Annotated in this window: 16 protein-coding genes; 5 read left to right on the forward strand and 11 right to left on the reverse strand. The window is 61.5% G+C overall.

The window, feature by feature from the left end; all coding sequences use genetic code 11:
- A complete protein-coding gene (locus tag Harman_RS13520) occupies positions 1-1899 on the reverse strand; it encodes a 2-oxoacid:acceptor oxidoreductase subunit alpha (protein WP_137684314.1) in 1899 nt (632 codons plus the stop codon).
- Between the two features lie 269 nt (positions 1900-2168).
- On the opposite strand from Harman_RS13520, the gene Harman_RS13525 reads away from it, so the two are divergent.
- Both Harman_RS13525 and Harman_RS13530 read left to right on the forward strand, forming a co-directional pair.
- Positions 2169-2888: a DICT sensory domain-containing protein gene (locus Harman_RS13525; RefSeq protein ID WP_137684315.1), complete on the forward strand. Its 720-nt coding sequence runs from the start codon at positions 2169-2171 to the stop codon at positions 2886-2888.
- A 57-nt stretch (positions 2889-2945) separates the two neighbouring features.
- Positions 2946-3128 carry a hypothetical protein gene (locus Harman_RS13530; RefSeq protein ID WP_137684316.1) on the forward strand — a complete coding sequence of 61 codons (183 nt, stop codon included), beginning with the start codon at positions 2946-2948 and terminating at the stop codon, positions 3126-3128.
- Between the two features lie 74 nt (positions 3129-3202).
- Here Harman_RS13530 and Harman_RS13535 read toward each other — a convergent pair whose 3' ends face one another.
- A complete protein-coding gene (locus Harman_RS13535; protein WP_137684317.1) occupies positions 3203-4000 on the reverse strand; it encodes an N-acyl homoserine lactonase family protein in 798 nt (265 codons plus the stop codon).
- Between the two features lie 636 nt (positions 4001-4636).
- Between Harman_RS13535 and Harman_RS13540 the strand changes: the two genes are divergently transcribed.
- Positions 4637-5965, forward strand: coding sequence for a Cdc6/Cdc18 family protein (locus Harman_RS13540; RefSeq protein WP_137684318.1), 1329 nt, complete (start codon positions 4637-4639; stop codon positions 5963-5965).
- 834 nt (positions 5966-6799) lie between these two features.
- On the opposite strand, the gene Harman_RS13545 is transcribed toward Harman_RS13540, so the two are convergent.
- Positions 6800-7954, reverse strand: coding sequence for an acyl-CoA dehydrogenase family protein (locus Harman_RS13545; protein ID WP_137684319.1), 1155 nt, complete (start codon positions 7952-7954; stop codon positions 6800-6802).
- 126 nt (positions 7955-8080) lie between these two features.
- On the opposite strand from Harman_RS13545, the gene Harman_RS13550 reads away from it, so the two are divergent.
- Positions 8081-8854 (forward strand): DUF6517 family protein, encoded by a 774-nt coding sequence (locus tag Harman_RS13550; protein WP_137684320.1) that lies wholly within the window; start codon positions 8081-8083, stop codon positions 8852-8854.
- A gap of 43 nt (positions 8855-8897) precedes the next feature.
- Here Harman_RS13550 and Harman_RS13555 read toward each other — a convergent pair whose 3' ends face one another.
- The 5 genes from Harman_RS13555 to Harman_RS13575 form a co-directional block, all read right to left on the reverse strand.
- Positions 8898-10550 carry a long-chain fatty acid--CoA ligase gene (locus Harman_RS13555; protein WP_137684321.1) on the reverse strand — a complete coding sequence of 551 codons (1653 nt, stop codon included), beginning with the start codon at positions 10548-10550 and terminating at the stop codon, positions 8898-8900.
- A 104-nt stretch (positions 10551-10654) separates the two neighbouring features.
- Complete coding sequence (locus Harman_RS13560) at positions 10655-11257, reverse strand: chemotaxis protein CheC (RefSeq protein ID WP_137684322.1); 603 nt, start codon at positions 11255-11257, stop codon at positions 10655-10657.
- Between the two features lie 87 nt (positions 11258-11344).
- Positions 11345-11737: a hypothetical protein gene (locus Harman_RS13565; protein WP_137684323.1), complete on the reverse strand. Its 393-nt coding sequence runs from the start codon at positions 11735-11737 to the stop codon at positions 11345-11347.
- 85 nt (positions 11738-11822) lie between these two features.
- The gene (locus Harman_RS13570) at positions 11823-12491 is read right to left on the reverse strand and encodes an O-methyltransferase (protein WP_137684324.1); all 669 of its coding nucleotides are present in this window, start codon (positions 12489-12491) and stop codon (positions 11823-11825) included.
- Positions 12492-12573: 82 nt separating this feature from the next.
- Positions 12574-13611 carry a DUF7504 family protein gene (locus Harman_RS13575; RefSeq protein ID WP_137684325.1) on the reverse strand — a complete coding sequence of 346 codons (1038 nt, stop codon included), beginning with the start codon at positions 13609-13611 and terminating at the stop codon, positions 12574-12576.
- 195 nt (positions 13612-13806) lie between these two features.
- On the opposite strand from Harman_RS13575, the gene Harman_RS21585 reads away from it, so the two are divergent.
- A complete protein-coding gene (locus Harman_RS21585) occupies positions 13807-13965 on the forward strand; it encodes a hypothetical protein (RefSeq protein WP_200830901.1) in 159 nt (52 codons plus the stop codon).
- Positions 13966-13984: 19 nt separating this feature from the next.
- Here Harman_RS21585 and dhaM read toward each other — a convergent pair whose 3' ends face one another.
- From dhaM to dhaK, 3 genes are read right to left on the reverse strand one after another with little or no spacing between them, the layout of a single operon-like run.
- Positions 13985-14365, reverse strand: a complete 381-nt coding sequence (dhaM, locus tag Harman_RS13580) for a dihydroxyacetone kinase phosphoryl donor subunit DhaM (protein WP_137684326.1) — start codon at positions 14363-14365, stop codon at positions 13985-13987.
- Complete coding sequence (gene dhaL / locus Harman_RS13585; RefSeq protein WP_137684327.1) at positions 14365-15075, reverse strand: dihydroxyacetone kinase subunit DhaL; 711 nt, start codon at positions 15073-15075, stop codon at positions 14365-14367. Before dhaL ends, dhaM begins: the two co-directional genes overlap by 1 nt.
- Positions 15072-16070: a dihydroxyacetone kinase subunit DhaK gene (gene dhaK, locus Harman_RS13590; RefSeq protein ID WP_137684328.1), complete on the reverse strand. Its 999-nt coding sequence runs from the start codon at positions 16068-16070 to the stop codon at positions 15072-15074. Before dhaK ends, dhaL begins: the two co-directional genes overlap by 4 nt.
- Positions 16071-16116: the final 46 nt, after the last annotated feature.

Here is a 16116-nt window from a genome sequence, read left to right on the forward strand (position 1 = left end):
TTAGTCACCTGCCGCGGGGACGTACTTCATGTTGCTCGCGGCGAGTTCCTCGCCGTCAATGCTGGACTCGAACCCGTCGACGATCTCGGCGGGCTCGAAGGGGTTGCCGTTGTACTTGAGCAAGCTCGACATCTTGTCGCCGTACTTGCCGAGTTCCTTCTGGGTCAGACCGCGGAACTGGGCCGTAGCGTTCATCTCGACGACGAGCGCCTCGTCGACCGATTCGAGCCACTCGGAGACCTCTTCCTTCGGGTACGGGGCCATGTCGGAGACGCCCAGTGCCTTCACGGAGTGGCCGTTCTCGTTGAGTCGGTCGACGGCCTCGAAGACGGTCCCCTGCTGGCTGCCCCACACGAGGATGCCGTAGTCGGCGTCCTCGGGTCCGCGGTAGGTCTGGTGGGACGTGTTCTCGTCTAAGTCAGCACGGATGTCGTCGAGCTTGTTGAGCCGTCGGTTCATCTGGGCGATACGGTTCTCGGGGTCCTCGCTGATGTGGCCCGATGGGTTGTGCTCGTTACCCGTCGCCAGGAAGCGGCCGTCCTTCTGGCCCGGCACGGAGCGCGGGCTGACGTTGGAGCCGTCCTCTGGCTCGTGGAGGAACCGCTGGAACTTCCCGGAGGAGTGGTGGGCTGCGTCCTGAATCTCCTCTTCGGTGAGGACCGAGCCGGGGTCGGCGTTCGGTTCCTCGTCGAAGTGGCTGGCCGGGAGGTTCCGGAGTTCGCCCTGGATCTTCTGGTCGTAGATGACGATGGCCGGAATCTGATACTCGTAGGCGATGCGGAACGCCGAGCGGGTCTGGGTGTAACACTCGCGGATGTTCGCGGGCGCGAACACGACGCGGGCGGAGTCGCCCTGTGACGTGTACAGGACGTGTTCGAGGTCCGCCTGCTCGGGCTTGGTCGGCATCCCGGTCGAGGGACCGGCCCGCATCGCTTCGACCAGCACAATCGGCGTCTCGGTCATCTCAGCCAGTCCGAGCGGTTCGGACATCAGCGCGAAGCCACCGCCGGAGGACCCGGACATGGCTTTGACGCCGGCGTGGGACGCGCCGAGTGCGAGCGCTGCGGCCGCGATCTCGTCCTCGACCTGCTCGGAGATGCCACCGAACTCGGGCAGGTGTTGGGACATGATCGTGAACACGTCGGTCCACGGAGTCATGGGGTACCCCGAGATGAAGCGACAGCCCTCGTCGATTGCGCCGTAGGAGATGGCGTTCGAACCCGAGAGAATGACCTGCTCCTCGTCGTGGGAGCCTTCGGGGACCTCGATATCGTGGTCGATATCGAGTTCACTGGCGGCTTCGTAGGCGTCCTCAAGGACGTTGAGGTTCGCCTCCTGCATGTCGCCGCTCATGTTCTGTTTGATGAGCTTCTCGAACTCGTCGGTGCTGATGTCGAGAATGGCCGCGGTCGCGCCGATACCGGCCGTGTTCCGCATGATCTCGCGGCCGTGTTCCTTGGCGATGCCGCGGAGGTCCATCGGCACGACGTGCCAGTTGTTCTCCTCGGCGGCCTCTTCGAGGCCGATCTCCTCGACATCCTCGTCGTCGAGCAGTCCCTCGTCATAGAGGAGGACGCCGCCCTCGCGGAGGTCGTCGAAGTTCTCGTACAGCGGTTTCAGCTCCTCTTTGCCGTAGTAGGCTTCTTCCTGTGGGTTCCGGGCGAAGGAGTCACCCAGGGCCAGCAGGAAGTTATAGCCGTCCCCGCGGGACTTTACTGGCTCGTCGTCCGCACGTACTTCGACGTACGTGTGGCCGCCGCGGATACGCGACGGGTAATGGCGATGCGTGAACACGTTCAGCCCCGACCACATCAAGGCCTTCGCGAAGTTCTGGCTTGTCGAGTCGATTCCGTCACCGGAACCACCGGCGATTCGCCAGATTAGTTCGTTGTCTGTCATGGTGAAATCCTCGGCCCCAGCTCTGGTGCCGTATCCTTCCGTTGGGGGGCCATGACTAAAGATTTTCCACTACATCACCACTCATTAATCGTTATCTTTCGGCTCAGGCACCTCAGATTGCCGTTTTCGAAATCCCGTTTCGTCACTTTTGGTATGTGTTCGCGTGTCCTATAGGTGCTTCTGAGAAGTACATATCAGATGCAAATAATAAGGTGTGCGACTTCCCCGCCGGAACGACTAACACAGTGACTACCGATGTATAGTCGAGGATGTCGTTAACGGAACTCATCGCCGGTGTCGAGAACCACCGGAAGACGCTGACCGTCTTCAACGCCGGGCCGACGGCAGCCGAGGACCTGCAGGAGCGCTTCGCGGACCGCAACGTTCGCGTTCAGACCGAGCAGACCGAGAGCGGGCGACCGGGCGAGTTTATCACGCTCAGCGAGGACGGGGAAGTCATCGCGGCCGCGAGCCTCAATTCGTTCACCGACTCACTCAACGAGGGGCGACGGTACATCACGCGGGACAACAGCCCCTATGCGTCGATTCTCGATCACCTCGACGAGACGATGTTCACCTCGTGGTCGATCCAGCGGATGACCGCAGCGTCCCGCGAAATCGAGGACCGCGCGTGGCGGGTCGGAAACGGGACGCTACACGCCGGTTTCCAGACCCTCTCGACTTTGCAGGGCGAACTCGACCTCTACGAGCGACTCGGTGAGACAGATGTGGATGTTCACGCATACTGTGTGCCGGATGTCGACCCGCCCGAGTACAGCACGTTCACACTCCACCTGGAACGAGCCGAGGAGATTGCCGACTCGTGGTTCGTCGTGTTCGACGGCGGCGGCGACCCGACCCAGAAGTGCGCGCTGCTGGCCGAGGAGCGCGAGCCGCGGGAGTTCTACGGCTTCTGGACCTACGACGAGTCCACGGTCGACTGGATCATCGACTATCTGGAGGAGACGTACGGGTATCTCGAACAGTGAGTCGCGTTCGAACCGGTCATCGCTACGGCTCGCCGTCGTCTGGCATCCGCTCTTGAGATGACGACGGTCGCCGAGTCCCGGGCGTTCCGCATCGAAGAGACCGGTCAGCGACTGAACGGTCTCGAACTGGATTTACACCTGTTTTTCGGCGTGTGGGCCGTTGTCGAGCGCCACGAAGACCGCTGGGTCGTGGCGACAGAAGACGGCGAGCAACGGACGCTCGTCCCCGTGTCGGACTGACCTGCCGCGGATTGTGTGCCCTGCCGCAGATCGTGTGCCCTGCCGCGGTTCGTCTGCCCTGCCGCGACCGTGTCTCAGTCCATGGCCCCGGACACGTCCTCGAACACCGCGAGGTCGTGGCCGAGTAGCACCTCGGCCCCTGTGGCCCGCTGACGGTCGCGGCATCGCTCCAAGCTCTCTTTCCACGCACCGTTGTTCCAGAGGAGGCTCGTCGCCATCGGCTGGCCCGCGTAGTTCGCCTCGACGTACGCTTCGTCGCCGACGACGAGGAGCGGCTGCTCCGGGCGGTCGATGAACGCACCCATGAGTCCGGGCGTGTGGCCGGGAAGGTGCAGCAGTTCGATACCGTCCGTGAGATGGTAGCTGTCGCCGTGGACGATTTCCCAGTTCAGGTCGCGGTCGAAATCGCTGGCGAGATAGGCGATAGATCCCTCGTCGGTGTTGGCGCTGTAGTACGCGTACGGGAGTTCCTCGCGGTGGACGTAGATCGGTACGTCTGTTCCGGCGAAGTTGTGCAGGCCGCCGGCGTGGTCAAGATGGAGGTGGCTCATCACGACCGCGTCGATGTCCGCAATGCTGTAGCCCGCCTCTTCAAGGTCGGCCGACAGGGTGTGCTCGGCGGCATCGACGTGTGCGAACGCCTCGTACAGCGGCGTTGGCCAGTACCCATCGGCGGCTTCGGAGTGAGAGCCAGTGTCCCAGAGTACGGTCAGTTCCGGCGTCTCCACGACGAGGTTCCAGACGACGTACGTTTCGTACTCGTGGTCCGGGTCGCGGTCCGAGGCCGTCGCGACGCTGTGGCCATCGACGACGAAGTTCCGGTCAGCCTGTACGCGACCTCGGTCGACGAACGTCACCGTAATGTCTGCCATGGAGAATCATTGTGCGCTCAGCGGATAAAGAGCGATGCCGTAGCCATTGGGCCGTCCGCTATCTGGATATCTTCACTGTGTCACCCAGCTTTTACCGTGTCATCGACTTCGGACCGCTCGAACGTAACGCCCTTTTATAGCGAATCGCGCTCTTTGGAGCGGGACCCACACACACCACCGTGCAAGTGTTCTCGGTGTTGGCGGGGGTGGGGGTGGGGAGGGGTGGGCCACCTCAGACGTACTTAATTAGATGGGGAGTGATCGCGTCTATCACGATTCTGTGATAGAGAGAATAATCTCAAAGTGAAGATTACAACGTTTAAAGGACTAAATACACAGTTTTAGAATATCACCTGATCTGGTACTGAACTAAATGAATATAGATATATTGCCTACACCATAAGATATAAATTGTTATTACTAGACCTAGATCTAGTTTAGGATGAGATAACAGGAAATCACAGGACTCAAGTACGTTAGATCAGGAATCGACGTAGCAGTCCGTTCGTGGCTATTTTCGAAGTCTATTGGAGAAACACTTGCAGGGTGGTGTGTGACTGTTCGGCGTAAGAACACTTGAAACACTTGAACGGTGGTCACTGGTTTTATGTAGGGCCACTCAAAAGGTGGGGTACGATGGTCGACGTGAACGAGAACCCGTTCGACGGGACCGACGCGATCTTCGAACGAAAGCAACCGCTGAAAAAGGACACGTTCACGCCGGATACGATCTTTCACCGCGACGAAGAGATCGAATTTTACATTAATGCGCTTCAGGATGTTATCGTCGGCCACGACCCCAACAACGTCTTCGTCTACGGTCCCACAGGTGTCGGTAAAACTGCTGTCACGAAGTGGGTCCGTGACAAACTCGAAGAAAAAGCCGAGGCCGAGGACATCCCACTCACCGTCATCGGGCCGATCAACTGCCGGAACTACCGGTCGGCGTACGCGCTGGTCAACACGCTCGTCAACGAGTTCCGGGACTCGGAGAACCAACTACCGGAGAGTGGCTACAGCACTGATAGCGTCTTCGAGTTCCTCTACGAAGAGATCGAAGCCGTCGGCGGGAACGTCCTTATCATTCTGGACGAAATCGACAACATCCCCGCGGACGCACGGAACGACTTCCTCTATGAACTCCCCCGAGCAGAAGCGAACGAGAACACGCCGATCACTGATGCGAAGGTCGGACTCATCGGTATCTCGAACGACCTCAAATTCGTCGATGTGCTGGAACCCAAAGTAAAATCGACCCTCGGGGAACGGGAGATCAAGTTCGGTCCGTACGATGCGACAGAGCTTCGGGATATTCTGGGCTACTACGCCGATATCGCGTTCAGGGAGGACGTTCTCGGCGAGGATGTCGTCCCGCTGGCGGCGGCCTTCTCGGCACAGGAGCGCGGTGACGTTCGCCAGGGCCTCCGGATTCTCGAAAAGGCCGGAGAATACGCGCGGATGGAAGGTGCCGACGGCGTGACGGAAGCACATACGCGACGGGCGACGGACACGATAGAGACTGATGAACTGCTGGACTACTTCGAGCACGACCTGAGTTCACAGCAGGCGCTGACGTATCTCGCGACGACGCTTGCGCTGATCGAGCCGAAACACGAGGCCTCGACGAAGCGGATCTACAATCTCTATTCCTCTATCGCGGAATCGAGCGGCCGCCGCGTGAAATCCGAGCGCAAGATCTACGAGTTCCTCGACCAGCTCTCCATGCAGGGGCTGGTCCGATCCGCTGAGCGGAACCTCGGCCGGAAGGGCGGGCGCAAGTACATCTACGAGGTCACCGACGACCCGACCGACATCATCAACGCTGCGCTTCAGTCCTCCTACAGCGACGCCGTCCCGAGCAACGTCAACGGGATCTTGGAACATTACTTGGAAGACGAAGCGACGGAGTTCGAGGCACCGGACACCACTGACGACGAGCAACAGAACCTCTGGCAGTTCACGTAGTCGCGCCACTCCCACCCCAGGGGTTCACACCGTAGAACACTTGCACGGTGGTGTGTGTGTGTTCATCGGCGGCCGCAGCTATCGAGCGGTGCAGAACAGTTGCAGGGTGGTGTGTGTACCCACGATGGCCCGTACAGCAGAGATGACAACGCACGGCTACGGGGCCTCTCCTGCACAATATCCCGTGTAGAACACTTGCAACCCGGTGTGGCCGCCCGTTTCGAGCAACGCCACGGAGTTCCGTTTTGAAAACACTTGCAGGGTGGTGTCTGTGTCTATTTGCCCGGAAGACCGTTGAAACAGGTGCTCTGGAACACTTGCAGGGTGGTGTCTCCCTGTGTTTTCGCGTCCGTCTCAATACGGGAAACACTTGCAGGGCGGTGTCCGGGCGACGAACCGATTCTCACAAGAACAGTACGAAAACACTGCCAACGTGGGTTTTCGGGGGCTTCTACCCGTTCAAGCGCCGCTGTGTGAACACTTGCAGGGTGGTGTGTGAACACGTGTGGACTGATCTCGGCAGGCTATAGCCGGATCGTAAACACTCGCAGGGCGGTACTAGAACACTTGTACGGTGGTGTCAGAACGTCTGTCCGGCGGTGCCAGAACACTCGTAGGGTGGTGTACCAGTCCGGTACAGCCGACATAGACGCCGTTGAAAGGTATTCCGTCCAGTCTGACCGGTACAGCAACGTAGTTGAATCTGCCTTTTTCGAACCAACGCGGGGTAGTCGAATCCCGCCGAAGAACACTCGAAGGGTGGTGTTCCGCACCGAAACCACGTCGGTTGCGGTCCGATCCGACGACAGGCCCTTCTAAATTGTTATCCGACCGCTACTTCGGGGCCTGGTTGTAGATGAGGTTCCGCTGGATGTCGTTGGCTCCCTCGTAGATGACCGGAATCCGCACGTCGCGGTACACGCGGGAGATACGGTTCTCGGTCAGCACCGAGCGCCCGCCGTGCAGTTGCATCCCCTTCTCGGCGGCGTCCATCGCCGCCTCGGTCGCTTTGGTCTTTGCCAGTGCGGCCCAGTAGCCGGCGTTTTCCTGATTCGCGACGCGGTCGGCGGCGTGCCAGGTGAGCGTTCGAGCGGACTGGAGGCCCAGATGCATGTCGGCCAGTTTATGCTGAACCGCCTGGAACTCGTCGACCGTCTTCCCGAAGGCCTCGCGGTCGTGGACGAACTCCCAGGCTTCCTCGATAGCCGCGGCGGCGAGACCGATTCCGTGCCCGCCGACGACGACACGGCCGTGGTTGAAGAACTCCGCCAGCATGTAGAAGCCGGCCCCTTCGACGCCGATCAGGTTTTCCTCGGGAATCCGGCAGTCGTCGAGGACGATGTGGGCCTGCTTCGACGCCCGGAAGCCCATCTTCTCGGGGATGTGTTCGGCGTGGTAGCCGTCGGCGTCCGTCGGAACGATGAACATCGAGTAGTTCCCGTAGCGGTCGTTCGGGTCGTCGCCGGTCTTGGCGTACAGCGTCACCCAGTCGGCCTCGACGCCGTTGCCGATCCAGTACTTTTCGCCGTTGAGGACCCACTCGTCGCCGTCCTGCTCGGCGGCCGTCGTCATGCCGGCCAGATCGCTCCCCGTCTCCGGTTCGGAGACGGCCAGGCCCGTGATCTGGTCACCGGCCGCGACCGGTTCGAGGAACTCCTCCTTTTGCCACTCCGCGCCGTGGTCCTCGACGATTTCGGCTCCGAAACTGGCCAACTGGAGCGTCAGCGCGATGCCCGCGTCAGCCTTGTAGAACTCCTCGGCGATGGCGAGTACCTGCTGGAGGTCGTATCCGCTCCCGCCCCACTCCTCGCCGATGTCCTGTGCGACGAGGCCGGCCTCGGTGGCCGCTTCGAGCACATCCCAGGGGTACTCCCCGGACGCGTAGTAATCGGCCGCGACTGGCTCGATGTGCTCCGCAGCGAACTCCCGGGCCTCCTGCTTGACCTCGTGGGCGTGCTCTGGAACGAGTTCCTCGGACAGTAGTTCCATGATTAATGCCATGGTTTGTGTCCTCATATACTCCGTGAAACTACACCAAACACCGCCGGAGTTGTTTCCACGAAACTCCTGATAATTGGCCAGCACGCTTTTCCATGGCTGTGGCCTTGCTCGCACATGAACCGTCGAGATTACCTGCTTACCGGAGCCAGCCTCGGAACCGCCGGACTTGCGGGGTGTTCGTTCCTGGCTGCCGCCGAGACGCCGCCGCCGGACGTTCCGACACAGCGCCTCGAAGACGGCGGCTGGACGCGAACGGACTTGTCCTCGGAGACAGTGTTCGACCGGAGCTACGGCCCGGTAAACGTCGAAGCCGTTTCCAGCACGGTCCAGTACGTCGACGAACAGCTTCAGGAGCGGGTCGCCAGCAGAACGCTCGATCAGGTGGCGACTGCCCTCTCAGTGTTTTTCGCCACACGAGTCGATTTCAGCCCCAATCTCGACAATCTTCCGGGCGGCGTGGGTCGGGAGGAACTGCTGGCTGAAGTTCGAATGAACGCCCGCGACAGCTTCGAACAGCAGATGGAAGCCCAAGGGCTGACCGATATCGAGGAAACCGGCGGGGGGACTATCGACATCAACACCGGCGAGACAGCCGAGACAACGGAACTGTCTGCGGTGTTCCCTTTCGAGGGGATCACATTCGACGTGACGGAGAACGAGGCAGTCGAGATTCCGGCGGCGGATATCGACATCTCGGCGCTGTTCGCGGTCTGGCACCACGGTGACTTCGTCCTCATCTCCGGGGGCGCGTACCCGGCGCAGAACTTCGAGCAGGTCGTCGAGAACGCACTGAGCGACGGCATTACGGTCACCGTCGATGTCGACCTCGGCCTACAACCCGACGCCTATCGGACCGAAATCCGGAACCTCATTACTGGCGTTCAGTAACTGCGACTGCGACCGCTTGCCGAGGATGCACTGTCCGAGCCGTTCACTCTGGCGCGGCCTCCTCGGGAACCTGCCCCTCGACGAGCGATTCGCTAGCGTACTCGTCGCGGAGCGCCTTTTTGTCGAATTTTCCCGTAGCCGTCTTGGGGACCTCGTCAATCGTGATGAAGTTGTCCGGCACCCACCACTTGGGGTAGGAGTCGAGGATGTGTTCTCGGAGTTCCTCGGCGAGCGTGTCTTCGTCGGCGTCGGCCGTCGGAACGACCATTGCCAGGGGGCGCTCCTGCCAGCGCTCGTGGGGGACGCCGATGACGGCGGCCTCGCTCACGTGGTCGTGGGCCATTAGCGCGTTTTCCAGTTCTTGCGAGGAGATCCACTCCCCGCCGCTCTTGATGACATCTTTCGCTCGGTCGACGATCTTGATGTACCCGTCCTCGTCGACTGACACCACGTCGCCGGTCTTCAGGTAGCCGTCCTCGAACTCCTGTTCGTTCGCCTCCGGTCGCTTGAAATACTCTGTCGTCACCCACGGTCCCCGGACGTGTAATTCGCCGAAGTCCTCGCCGTTGTGTGGGATTTCGTTGCCGTTGTCGTCGATGACGCGGAACTCCAGCCCGGGTGAGATGAGTCCCTGCTTCGCGCGCTTGTTCAGCTGCGTCTGGTAGTCCGCGTCCTCCAGGTCGCTTCTGAGCGTTGCGACCGCGCCGACAGGGGCCGTCTCGGTCATCCCCCAGGCGTGGACCAGTTCCACGTCGCGGTCGTCGAAGAACCGGATCATCGCCTCCGGGGCGGCGCTCCCGCCGACGACGAGCCGGTCCAGTGAAGAGAGATCCACGTCGTTCTCTTTGATGTACTCCATCAGCCCCAGCCAGACGGTGGGGACGCCGGCGGTGACGGTGACGTTCTCCTCCTCGATGAGCTTCGCCAGGTCCGCGGGTTCGGGCTGTGGACCGGGGTAGACGTGTTTTGCACCGCCCGCAGTGGCTGAGAACGGCAGCCCCCACGCGTTGACGTGAAACATCGGGACGACGGGCATCACCACGTCATCGTCGTCGAGCGGGATGCCCTGTGGCGACTGGATCGCCATCGTATGGCTCCACAGCATCTGCTGGGTGTACTCGACACCTTTCGGCCGCCCCGTCGTGCCGGAGGTGTAACAGAGGCCGGCGGGGCGTTCCTCCTCCAGTTCCGGCCAGTCGTACTCCGTCGGCTGGCCGTCGATGAACGATTCGTACGCAATTGCGTCGAGGTCCGTGTCGGGAACGGAGTCGCTCATCACGATGAACTGCTCGACCGATTCGAAGGAATCGGGATCGTCCGTAGCGGCCCCTTCGAGTTTCGGCAGGAGCGATTCGTCGACGAAGATGATTTCGTCCTGTGCGTTGTCGACGATGTACTGGATGTGTTCGTCGGGCAGGAGCGGATTGATCGTGTGCAACTGCGCGCCGATTCCGGGCACCCCGAAGTACGTCTCGAAGTGGCGGCTGTGGTTCCAGCAGAACGTCCCGAGCCGTTCACCGTCGCCGTAGCCGGCGTCGTCGAGCGCGTTCGCTAGCTGGGCCGTCCGCTCGGCGTACTCGGCGTAGTCGTGGCGAACGATACCTTCGTGGGTACGAGACACGACCTCTGTGTCGGGATACAGTGTCTCCGCACGCCACAGGAACGGTCGCAAGGTCTGGGGGCTTCCTCCTGGCATGTCTCGACGCAAGGGCCCACGGTACAAGAAACACTGCTAAATCTTTCATGAAGGAAAAGGAGTTCATCCACAGCGACTGCCGACAGCGCCCTCGAAAAAGCTGCTTACACTTCGATTTCCTGCATCAGGTCGACCAGTTCTTCCAGTTCCGGGAACGTGTACACCTTCACGTTGATGTCGGATTCCAGCGCGTGAACCCGGGAGTCGAACATCAGCGCCATCTCGTTGTCCCGGCCGCCGACGAGCTGGTCGACCATCCCGCTCCCGGGGCCGAAGGTGAAGTTCGGCGTCGAGATGTCGATGGTCGTATCGAGGACGTTCGCCCAGCCGTCGATGAAACCGCTGGTCATGATGTTGCCGATCTCCTGGATCGCCGACCGCTCCATGTCGGTGAAGCCGGTGGCGTTGGGGTCCGTTTCGCCCATGTCGCCGATCATGCCGTTGGCGAGGTCCTTCGCACTGGCGGCGTTGAACAGGAATAGGATGTGGCCGTGGGGCTTTTCGACCATTTCAATACTGATACCGATCTGCTTCTCGTCGCCGACGTGTGTTTTGATATCCGGGATGTCGATGAAATTGATCTTGGTAATCTCCATCTCTGTCTCCATTCCCGTCATCTGGCTGAGGTGGTTCGCAACGGTGTTACCGCCCTCCTTAGCCATCTGATTGAACAACCCGAGCTTCCGAATATCTATCATCAGACTCATTCGTTAGGACCAGCGTTGGCGCTCAGTTGTGGGGCCTCCTACATAAGCTATGCACCCGCATTTTCGTCGGCGAGAATCGGAGCGGACTCAGAACTGCTCGGCCGTGTCGATACCGATAACGATGCCACACTCGTCGGCGTCGAAGTTGTCGTCCCCGCGGACGGATTTGGCGAACAGGAGCTTCGCCTGCTCAGTGTGTGCGAGTCTGACGCCAGCCGCGATATCGTCATCGAACCCGAACTCAGAGAGGAGGTCGTCACAGACCTCGTCCGAGATGCGGTAGGCCCGCGTCCCGTCGACGGTGACGTAGTCGAACTCCCGCTCGAACTTGCTGTGGCGGCCGATGAGGTCCGCATGCAGGATGACCAGCGCGTCACACAGACTCTTTTCGTCGATACCCGCCCGCTCGGCCGCTCGCTCGATGACAGCGGTGTCCAGTCCCGATTCTGTCGAGGCCGTGCCGGTATCTGCTTTCGCCATTGTCCATGTTAGTCATCAACACACATGGTAATAGCGTTTGGGTGCGGCCGCCGTTTAGCTGCTCGCGGCTCACGCCCTGCGTTCGTCACTCCACGCGGACGCTCACCGCGACGCCTTCACCGAGGGGCAGCAGGCCGGTCTCGAACGCCGGGTCCTCGCTGACACGTTCGAGATACGCAGCGATACCGCGACTCGCCTCGTTGGCATCGATGTCCTCACCGTGTAGCAACGCCCGCACTTCCTCGAACTCCAGTGGTCCGGCCTCGATCATGTTGTCGGCGACCACGGCCCCGCCCACCGGCACCTTCGCTCGGACGGCCTCGAAGGCCTCCGCGTAGCGGTGTTTCTCGTTGTCGATGAGCACCACGTCGAACGGCCCGTCGTAGCCTCCGACGGTTTCGATTGCATCGCCGTGCTCGAAGGCGGCCCGGTCGGCGAACCCACCGCGCTCGAGGAACTCGCGGGCCTCCGCCAGTTCGTCGGCGTCGATCTCGGTCAGGACGATCTGCCCGTCCTCGGGCACGGCGGGGGCCATCCAGTACGCCGAGTAGCCAAAACCCGACCCGAACTCGAAGACGCGGTCGGCGTCGACCATCCGGGCGACGAGTCGGAGCCAGCCCCCGACCGCGGGGCCGACCGTCGGGAACCCCTCGCGGTCGGCTTTGGCGTCCATCTCCTCGATTACTGCATCGCTAGCTGGGGCGAGTGTCTGGGCGAACTGCTCTGTGACCTCCGGGAGCGGGGTCTCGTCCATACCGGGCTATGCCGGGAGCGGTTACATAAATGAGTGGGTCAGACCGAGCATCACCCGAGTTCGAGGCGCTCGATGTACCGGATCACCCGAGTTCGAGACGCTCGACGTACCGGATCGCCGATTCCAGCGCGGGATTGGGGTAGTACTCGACGGTGTTCGACGCCGTCTCGTAGGAGAGAATCCCGAGATCGTCCAGCCGCGGGAGGTGGTTGTGCGCAAGCGACACGCCCACTTCGTCGCGCGATTTGGGCGTCTCTCTGGCCGGAATTGCCTTCTCTCGTTCGTAAACGCGGTCGACGAGTTCGTCTAGCGGGACCTCGTTTTCCGAGCGGTCCTTCAGGTGATACAGGAGACTGCGCCGCCGTGGGGCCGAAATCAGTTCCAGAACCTGGTCAAAGGAGTAGGGGATTGGGATGGTCTCCGGCTCTTCGGGATTCCCCTGTCCGACCCCGCCGGGCGGCGTCACGGTGTTCCGGAACGTCGGCGTTTCCTCCGCGTCCTTGGACTCCGTGACGGTCCAGCCGTGGTCCGGTATGTACTCGTACACTACGTCATACAGCGGCCGGAACATCTCGACTGTCTCCTCCGTGTGGGCCTCCGGGTCCATGTGGTGATGGCTGGAGACGCCCATCTCGGCGCATTGACGGTTCAGTGCGGTCACCAGTGCGATAACCCGGTCACGCTCCCAGGATTCGAGCAGTCCGGTCAGCGAATGCAGGCACAACAACAGCGGGGTGTCTTCCCCATCCAGTCGACCGAGGTGGCGAGCGACAGCTACTCCGATATCTATCGGTTCCACTGTCGCGGGAAGCGTATCGAGCGTCAGTGAGGGGAACGCGCCCGATGCCGCGGCCTGTGAGTTGGCCGGCAAGTCGCTGCCGGCGTCGACGATGATTGCCTCTTCGGGCATTTCGTCGTCGAGATGCTGTTGCCACAGCGAGAGGCGGGAGTCGGGCGATTCGGACACCGTGACACAGATTGCCTTCGCTTCACAGACCTCTTGTTCCGACAAAAACCCGGCACAACTCTCTCGTTCGGCGTCACTCGAACTGCGTGCCAGCACCAACACGGACCCCGCCCCGTCCAGAGGCCGTTCCGCTGTCCCGCTCCCGGAGTTCATTGCATCTTGTATCGTATCAGCAACCATAAACCCTCCAACAAATAAGAGTTACTTTGACATTTAGCAGCAGTCTCGCTGTGGCACCCCATGGCAGGGCATCTGTCCCTGCATCTCCGTCATCGTCGCCAGATACCACAATGCTTCTGACCGCTTCAATTCCGAGGATTTTTGCGACGGTACGCTATAGCCATGCTCATGCCCATTATGTCGAGCGGGGATTTTTCTATTCACACCGAGGAGTGTGACGAGTTCGACGACGGGATGCCGATAAGTTCGCTGCCGGACGAAGTCACGTCCATTGAGGACCTCGACTGTGAGTGCTGGAGCGGGTTCGAGTCACTGGACGATATTTAACAGACGACCGCTCCGCTCCTCACAGCTTGTCGATGTCCCGGGCTGCTTCGGCCTGCTCTCGAACGGAACTGAGCGTAGCGTCCGGGCTGGTTGCGGCCACCGCGGCGTTGACGGCCCCTTCAAGCACGGGCGCGTCCGCTATCACGGCCTCGACATCGCTCATCTCGATGGCGACCTCCGCGTTCATAACGGCGCTGCCGAGGTCGACGAGGACGACGACACCGTCGCCGTCGTCGGCGGTAGCGAGTGTCGATTCGATGTCGTCAGGAACCGTCCCGATGCCACCGTCGCCGTCACCACCGACGGGTTCGATGTTCGTCTCTCCAGCCATCTCAGCGGCTATTTCGACGATTCCCTCGGCGGCAGTGTGGCTGTGTGAAACGACGACGAGTCCCACCATTACTCCTCGGTCGCCTCCGCGTCGGGACTCGTCGGGGAACTGGCGTCGGCTGACGGAACGTCTGTATCGAGGTGGTCCGCCGCCGTCGCCAGCAGTTCCTCCATGATGTACAGCGTACTCGTCGCCCCCGGGTCCTGATGGCCGACCGACCGCCAGCCGAGATACGACGCCCGGCCCTTTGCGGCCCGGATAGGGACGGTGAATGAAACACCATGCTCCGCCGCCGCAACGGCTTTCGCCAGCGCCTCAAGCGGGTGCAGGTCGTCGGTCTCGACGGACTTTTTGAACGTATGAACCGCCGGCACGAGCGCGTCGACCATCGTCTTGTCCCCGACACTTGCGTCACCGCGGTCCTGTACCTTCTCCAGATACGTCTCCGCGAAGGCAACGGCGGATTCAGCGGTCAGTCCGTCTTCGAGTTCCGCACTGGCGAACACGAGCGAGCCGCCATACAGCGGTCCCGAAGCGCCGCCGACTTCCGACAGTAGGGTCTTGCCGGCGGTTTTGACGACTGTCTCGATGTCGGGGTCCTCAAGGTCCGAAACCGCGTCGGCCGCTGCCTGCCATCCGCGGGCCATGTTGCCGCCGTGGTCGGCGTCGCCGATGGCGGAGTCGAGGTCGGTGAGGTGCTCGCGCTCGGCTTCGATCCTTGCTGCGACGTTCTCGACGGCCGCGACAGCGGCGGTCCCAGCGTCTCGCTGCGGACTCATCGGACCGTCATGGCCGGCGTCTCGGCCGGCGCGTCCAGCAGCGATTTCAGTTCCTCGTCGACCGCACAGACCGTAATCGAACAGCCCGCCATGTCCAGCGAGGTCATGTAATCCCCCACCCACGCATCCCAGGTCTCGATGTCCCGCTCGTCGAGAAGTTCCTGCAGACGGCGGTTGACGACGAACAGTTCCATCTGTGGCGTCCCGCCCATTCCGTTGACGATGGTGACGACCTCCTGTCCAGGGTCAAGTTCGAGGTCGTCGAGGACAGCCTCCGTGAGTTCGTCGGTAACCTCGTCCGCGGACATCGTCTCCGTCCGTTCGACGCCCGGCTCGCCGTGGATGCCGATGCCGAGTTCGATCTCGTCCTCGCCGAGGTCGAAGGTCGGCTCGCCCTTCTCGGGGGTGACACAGGAGGTGAGGGCCATACCCATCGTCCCGACGTTGTCGACGACCTTCTGGGCGACACGCTGGACTTCATCGAGGCTTGCACCCTCGGCGGCTTTCGCGCCGGCCACTTTGTGTACGAGGATCGTCCCGCAGACGCCGCGGCGACCGCTCGTGTACAGCGAGTCCTCGACGGCAACGTCGTCGTTAACCACGACTTCAGCCACCTCCGTGCCTTCCATTTCGACCATCTCGCCGGCCGTCTCGAAGTTCATCACGTCGCCCTCGTAGTTCTTGATGACCAGCAGGACGCCCGCGCCGCTGTCGCAGGCTTCGATCATCGCTTCGAGTTCGTCGGCTGTCGGAGAGGTGAACACTTCCCCGGCCGCTGCGCCGTCGAGCATCCCTTCGCCGAGATAGCCGGCGTGGGTCGGTTCGTGGCCGCTGCCGCCGCCGCTGACGACCGCAACCTTGTCGTCGACCGGGGCGTCGTCCCGAACTAACACCTGCGTGTCGGACAGCCGACGAACGCTGTCGGGGTACGCCGCGACCATCCCATCGAGCATTTCGTCGACGACCGTCTCCGCGTCGTTGATGAGCTTCTTCATGATTCATGTTGACGAATGGCTCACCACAGGATAAAGTTATTCGTGG

Origin of the sequence: Haloarcula mannanilytica (assembly GCF_005406125.1) — an archaeon.
Lineage (GTDB): Archaea > Halobacteriota > Halobacteria > Halobacteriales > Haloarculaceae > Haloarcula > Haloarcula mannanilytica.

Coding starts and splice junctions, on each gene's coding strand:
- Harman_RS13520 (WP_137684314.1), bottom strand. CDS start 1,899: ATGACAGACAACGAACTAATCTGGCGAATCGCCGGTGGTTCCGGTGAC.
- Harman_RS13525 (WP_137684315.1), top strand. CDS start 2,169: ATGTCGTTAACGGAACTCATCGCCGGTGTCGAGAACCACCGGAAGACG.
- Harman_RS13530 (WP_137684316.1), top strand. CDS start 2,946: ATGACGACGGTCGCCGAGTCCCGGGCGTTCCGCATCGAAGAGACCGGT.
- Harman_RS13535 (WP_137684317.1), bottom strand. CDS start 4,000: ATGGCAGACATTACGGTGACGTTCGTCGACCGAGGTCGCGTACAGGCT.
- Harman_RS13540 (WP_137684318.1), top strand. CDS start 4,637: ATGGTCGACGTGAACGAGAACCCGTTCGACGGGACCGACGCGATCTTC.
- Harman_RS13545 (WP_137684319.1), bottom strand. CDS start 7,954: ATGGAACTACTGTCCGAGGAACTCGTTCCAGAGCACGCCCACGAGGTC.
- Harman_RS13550 (WP_137684320.1), top strand. CDS start 8,081: ATGAACCGTCGAGATTACCTGCTTACCGGAGCCAGCCTCGGAACCGCC.
- Harman_RS13555 (WP_137684321.1), bottom strand. CDS start 10,550: ATGCCAGGAGGAAGCCCCCAGACCTTGCGACCGTTCCTGTGGCGTGCG.
- Harman_RS13560 (WP_137684322.1), bottom strand. CDS start 11,257: ATGAGTCTGATGATAGATATTCGGAAGCTCGGGTTGTTCAATCAGATG.
- Harman_RS13565 (WP_137684323.1), bottom strand. CDS start 11,737: ATGGCGAAAGCAGATACCGGCACGGCCTCGACAGAATCGGGACTGGAC.
- Harman_RS13570 (WP_137684324.1), bottom strand. CDS start 12,491: ATGGACGAGACCCCGCTCCCGGAGGTCACAGAGCAGTTCGCCCAGACA.
- Harman_RS13575 (WP_137684325.1), bottom strand. CDS start 13,611: ATGAACTCCGGGAGCGGGACAGCGGAACGGCCTCTGGACGGGGCGGGG.
- Harman_RS21585 (WP_200830901.1), top strand. CDS start 13,807: ATGCCCATTATGTCGAGCGGGGATTTTTCTATTCACACCGAGGAGTGT.
- dhaM (WP_137684326.1), bottom strand. CDS start 14,365: ATGGTGGGACTCGTCGTCGTTTCACACAGCCACACTGCCGCCGAGGGA.
- dhaL (WP_137684327.1), bottom strand. CDS start 15,075: ATGAGTCCGCAGCGAGACGCTGGGACCGCCGCTGTCGCGGCCGTCGAG.
- dhaK (WP_137684328.1), bottom strand. CDS start 16,070: ATGAAGAAGCTCATCAACGACGCGGAGACGGTCGTCGACGAAATGCTC.